The 5,618-nt window shown below is 68.0% G+C and carries 4 protein-coding genes; all 4 read left to right on the top strand.

Features of this window, described 5'->3' with window-relative positions; translation table 11 throughout:
- On the top strand, positions 1 to 711 hold a 711-nt coding region (locus ACWGH4_RS30125), incomplete at its 5' end, for an FG-GAP-like repeat-containing protein (protein ID WP_453466484.1).
- A gap of 123 nt (positions 712 to 834) precedes the next feature.
- Positions 835 to 2,322 carry an FG-GAP-like repeat-containing protein gene (locus ACWGH4_RS30120; protein WP_453466482.1) on the top strand — a complete coding sequence of 496 codons (1,488 nt, stop codon included), beginning with the start codon at positions 835 to 837 and terminating at the stop codon, positions 2,320 to 2,322.
- Between the two features lie 294 nt (positions 2,323 to 2,616).
- Positions 2,617 to 3,867: an FG-GAP repeat domain-containing protein gene (locus tag ACWGH4_RS30115; RefSeq protein WP_453466480.1), complete on the top strand. Its 1,251-nt coding sequence runs from the start codon at positions 2,617 to 2,619 to the stop codon at positions 3,865 to 3,867.
- 42 nt (positions 3,868 to 3,909) lie between these two features.
- Positions 3,910 to 5,618, top strand: a 1,709-nt coding sequence (locus ACWGH4_RS30110) for an N-acetylmuramoyl-L-alanine amidase (RefSeq protein ID WP_453466478.1), incomplete at its 3' end; no start/stop codon positions are given.

The raw sequence follows: 5,618 nt of genomic DNA, 5'->3' as shown, positions 1-5,618 counted from the left end.
GCCGCGGACGTCCATGTCGCACCGTCCTCCGGCGCCGCTTTCGGCGCCGGAGAGAAATGGCACGACAGCTTCGCACCCGGCGGTGAGGCGCCCGCCGTCGGGGACTTCGACGGCGACGGCAAGGACGACATCGTCACCTTCACTCAGGACAGCACGGCGGACGTCTACGTCGCCCTGTCCTCCGGCACCTCCTTCGGCGCCGGCCGCAAGTGGCACGACCACTTCGCTCCGGCCGGGGAGTTCCCGGCCGTCGGCGACGTGAACGGCGACGGCAAGGACGACATCATCACCTTCACCAAGGGCACCGAAGCCGCCGTCTACGTCGCCTTCTCCACCGGCGACGCCTTCGCCCCGGGCGACAAGGTCCTCAGCGGATTCGCGCCCGGCGCGGAACTCCCGCGCGTCGGGGACTTCGACGGCGACGGCAAGGACGACATAGCCGCCTTCACCGCCGACCCGGCGGGCGACGTCCGCGTCGCCCTGTCCGACGGAAGCACCTTCGACGCCAAGGGCGTCTGGCACGACGCGATCTCCGGAGCCGGCGAATACCCGTACGTCGGCGACTACGACGGCGACGGCCGGGACGACGTCGTCTCCTTCTCCCACACCCCCGGGGCCGATGTGCATGTCGCCCTCTCGACCGGCACGGCCTTCGGCGGACGGCAGAAGTGGAACGACTTCTTCGGCCTGCCCGGTGAGACGTCCGTCTGATCCCCACGCGGCATCCCGGGGTGCGCACCGCCATGGCGCGTGCCCCGGGCCCGCCGCGCCCTTGAACGCTCCCGCCCTCCCGTCCCCCATCTCACATCCCTGCAAGAGGAGGAAGACCGAGACATGCGAAGACGGCACACCTACATGGCCTTAATCGGCGCCGTACTGACCGCCGGTGCCACACTGCTCCCCGCGCCGGCCGCCTCGGCCGCCGGCCCCCGCCCCGACTTCCGCGCACCCTGGCCGTGCGGACAGACCAGGGACTACTACCACCACTCCTCGGAGGTCCAAGCCGCCCTGGACTTCAACATCCCGGGCTCCGGCGATCTCGGCACGCCGGCCCTCGCCTCGGCCGCCGGCACGGTCGTCGACGTCGTTCCCGTGCCCAACAGCTCCGGCTACGGCAACTACGTCCGCGTCGACCACGGCGGCGGCTGGACGACCCTCGTCGCGCACCTCGACCGCATCACCGTCGCGGAAGGGACGTACGTGCGGGCGGGCGACGAACTGGGCAAGGTCGGCACCACGGGCCAGTCCTCCGGACCTCATCTGCACTACGAGCAGGAGGCGGACGGGGTCAATCAGCCGATCGTCATCGACGGCGTGGCCCTCCGCTACAGCAGCACAGCCGCCCGCCACACCAGCGGCAACTGCGGAACTCCCGCACCGATGCTGGGTGGTTCTCCGACGGATTTCACGGGGGACGGTCGGGACGATGTCGTGGCGTTCACGCAGGGGACCGGGGCGGATGTGTATGTGGCCGCTTCGTCGGGTGCGGGGTTCGGTGCGGCGTCGGTGTGGCACGAGTTTTTCGCGCCGGGTGGTGAGACGCCGTTGAGTGGTGATTTCAACGGTGACGGGCGGGACGACATCGTGACGTTCACGGGTGGTCCTGAGGCGGATGTGTATGTGGCGTTGTCGGGTGGTGCGGGGTTCGGTGCGGCGTCGGTGTGGCACACGCATTTCGCGCCGGGTGGTGAGGTTCCGGCGGTGGGTGATGTGAACGGTGACGGTTTCGACGACATCGTGACGTTCACTCATGACGCCCAAGGTGACGTCTATGTGGCGCTTTCCGACGGGGTCGATGGCTTTGGTGGTGGTCAGAAGTGGCATGAGTTCTTTGCTCCGGCGGGGGAGTTCCCGGCGTTGGGTGATGTGAATGGTGACGGTAGGGATGATCTGGTCACGTTCACGCGGGGGGCGAGTGCGGATGTGTATGTGGCGTTTTCGGACGGGGGTGGGTTCGGTGCGGGGGAGTTGGTGCATGAGCATTTCGCTCCGGGTGTGGAGGAGCCTCGGGTCGGTGACGTGAATGGTGACGGCCGGGACGACATTGTGGCGTTCGCGCAGGGTTCGGGCGCGGATGTGTTCGTGGCGTTGTCCGATGGTGTCCGCTTCGGTGGCGGGGTGTTGTGGAACGAGTTCTTCGCGCCGGCGGGGGAGTTCCCGTATGTGGGTGACTTCGACGGTGACGGCAGGGACGACATCGTCACGTTCACGCGTACGCCCGAGGCGGATGTGTATGTGGCGCTCTCCAACGGCAGTGACGGTTTCGTCCAGGGCGCCAAATGGCACGACCACTTCGGCCTGCCCGGCGAAACCACCCTCTGACCCACGCTCAGCAAAAAGCAGCCTACTCAACGCTGAAAGGGCACACCCATGTCCCGGTTCGGACAAAGCCGTACCCGACTGACCCGTCGTCTCGCCGGCCTCGCGGCCGCCGGTCTGCTCATAGCCGCCGGCTCCGCCCCCGCGCACGCGGGCGATCCCCGGCCCGGACCCGAGAAGCACCGGGCCAACGCCGAAGTCCTCGACATCGAGTGCGCCGTGCCGGCCGTTCATGACCCGACCGTCATCGTGGTCGTCCACCGTGTCGCCCGCGTCCATCACGCCAACGCCAAGGTGATGCTCGCCGCCTTCGAGGCCGGCTGGGTCGAGTCCCACATGAACAACCTGGCCTGCGGCGACAAGGATTCCATCGGAGTCTTCCAGCAACGGCCCAGCTACGGCTGGGGCACCGTCGAACAGATCATGGATCCCTGGTACGCGGCGACGCAGTTCATCACCCGTGCCATCGAGAGCGACCGGGCGAACCCGGGCTTCACCGCCGGTCAACTCGCCCAGAGCGTCCAGCGGTCCGCGTACCCCGACCGTTACGACGACGCGGAGCTGAAGGCCCGTGCGCTGCTGGCGGAGGCAGAACGCATGTCGGGGATCTTCAGCGGCGGCCCCACCGACTTCACCGGCGACGGCAAGGACGACGTCGTCACCTTCACCCGCACCCGCGAGGCCGACACCTACGTCGCCCCGTCGACCGGGACCGGCTTCGGCGGCGCGAAAGTCTGGCACGACTTCTTCGCCCCCGGCGGCGAGACCCCGCTCAGCGGTGATTTCAACGGCGACGGCAAGGACGACATCGTCACCTTCGCCCACGGGCCCGAGGCAGACGTGTACGTCGCGCTGTCCAACGGCGACGGCTTCGGCCCTGCGACCGTCTGGCACGACTTCTTCTCACAGCGCCACGAGACCCCGGCGGTGGGTGATGTGAACGGTGACGGTTTCGACGACATCGTGACGTTCACTCAGGGTGCCGAGTCGGACGTCTATGTGGCGCTTTCCGATGGGGTCGATGGCTTTGGTGGTGGTCAGAAGTGGCATGAGTTCTTTGCTCCGGCGGGGGAGTTCCCGGCGTTGGGTGATGTGAATGGTGACGGTAGGGATGATCTGGTCACGTTTACGCGGGGGGCGAGTGCTGATGTGTATGTGGCGTTTTCGGACGGGGGTGGGTTCGGTCCGGGGGAGTTGGTGCATGAGCATTTCGCTCCGGGTGTGGAGGAGCCTCGGGTCGGTGACGTGAATGGTGACGGCCGGGACGACATTGTGGCGTTCGCGCAGGGTTCGGGCGCGGATGTGTTCGTGGCGTTGTCCGATGGTGTGCGCTTCGGTGGCGGGGTGTTGTGGAACGAGTTCTTCGCGCCGGCGGGGGAGTTCCCGTATGTGGGTGACTTCGACGGTGACGGCAGGGACGACATCGTCACGTTCACGCGTACGCCCGAGGCGGATGTGTATGTGGCGCTCTCCAACGGCAGTGACGGTTTCGTCCAGGGCGCCAAATGGCACGACCACTTCGGCCTGCCCGGCGAAACCACCCTCTGACCCGGCCGACCCGTGACACCCCTCCGACTTTAGGGAGAAGTCATGTCCCCGCACGGACACACACGTATACGCAGAAGGGCACGGTCGACCGTACTCGGCGTCGTCGTCGCCACTCTCGCGCTGACCGGCCAGGCCGGCGCCCTCGACACCGACCCGGCCGGCCGGCAGAACCAGAGCCGGGGCTCCGCCATGAACTCCGCGTTCGCCGCGGCCGCAGAGGAGTTTGACGTCCCCCGTGATCTGCTCGTCGCCGTCGGCTACGGCGAGACCCACCTCGACGGCCATGCCGGCAGACCCAGCTCGGCCAACGGCTACGGCGTGATGCACCTGGTCATCAACCCCGGGCAGCGAACGCTGGAGAGGGCCGCCGAGCTGACGGGCGTGTCCGCCGGCGAGCTCAAACGCGGCACCGCGGCCAACATCCGCGGCGGCGCCGCTGTCCTGCGCTCGTATGCGGACGACCTCGGTCTCGACGCCGCGGAGCGTGACCGCGTCGACGCGTGGTACCCGGCGGTCGCCGCCTACAGCGGCGCCGGCCAGGCGCGCACGGCACGGCTGTACGCCGACACCGTCTACGGCTTCCTCGCCCAGGGGATCGGCCAACGGGTCGCAGGCGGAGAGCACGTCACCGTGAAGCCCCGCGCCGTCGACCCGGAGCGCGGCGCGTACGAGGACGTGCAGCCCCTCGGCGCGTCCACCGGCGACGGGGCGGCGGCAGAGGTCGGCATCCAGAGCGCCGACTACGGGCCCGCCCACTGGGCCCCGGCACATGCGAACAACTACGAACCCGGGCGGGTCGCGAGGATCGACAAGGTCGTCGTCCACGTCACCCAGGGCTCCTACGCCGGCGCCATCAGCTGGTTCCAGAACAGCACGGCCGGTGTCAGCGCGCACTACGTCATCCGGTCCTCCGACGGGGACGTCACCCAGACGGTGCGCGACGCCGACACCGCGTACCACGCGCGGAGCGCGAACGCCTCGTCGATCGGCATCGAGCACGAGGGCTACGTCTCGAACGCGTCATGGTTCACCGACGCCATGTACCGCTCGTCCGCGGCGCTCACCCGGCACCTGTGCGACCGGCACGGCATCCCGAAGACCAGGGCGCACATCCTCGGGCACAACGAGCTGGCGGGCAACGACCACACCGACCCGGGACCGCACTGGAACTGGGACTACTACATGCAGTTGGTCGCCAGCGGCGGTGGCAAGAAGCTGGGTGGTTCTCCGACGGATTTCACGGGGGACGGTCGGGACGATGTCGTGGCGTTCACGCAGGGGTCCGGGGCGGATGTGTATGTGGCCGCTTCGTCGGGTGCGGGGTTCGGTGCGGCGTCGGTGTGGCACGAGTTTTTCGCGCCGGGTGGTGAGACGCCGTTGAGTGGTGATTTCAACGGTGACGGGCGGGACGACATCGTGACGTTCACGGGTGGTCCTGAGGCGGATGTGTATGTGGCGTTGTCGGGTGGTGCGGGGTTCGGTGCGGCGTCGGTGTGGCACACGCATTTCGCGCCGGGTGGTGAGGTTCCGGCGGTGGGTGATGTGAACGGTGACGGTTTCGACGACATCGTGACGTTCACTCAGGGTGCCGAGTCGGACGTCTATGTGGCGCTTTCCGATGGGGTCGATGGCTTTGGTGGTGGTCAGAAGTGGCATGAGTTCTTTGCTCCGGCGGGGGAGTTCCCGGCGTTGGGTGATGTGAATGGTGACGGTAGGGATGATCTGGTCACGTTCACGCGGGGGGCGAGTGC

This window comes from Streptomyces sp. NPDC054847, assembly GCF_053610925.1.
The sequence above is the reverse complement of the archived record's forward strand: the minus strand, read 5'-3'. Positions and strand labels throughout refer to the sequence as shown.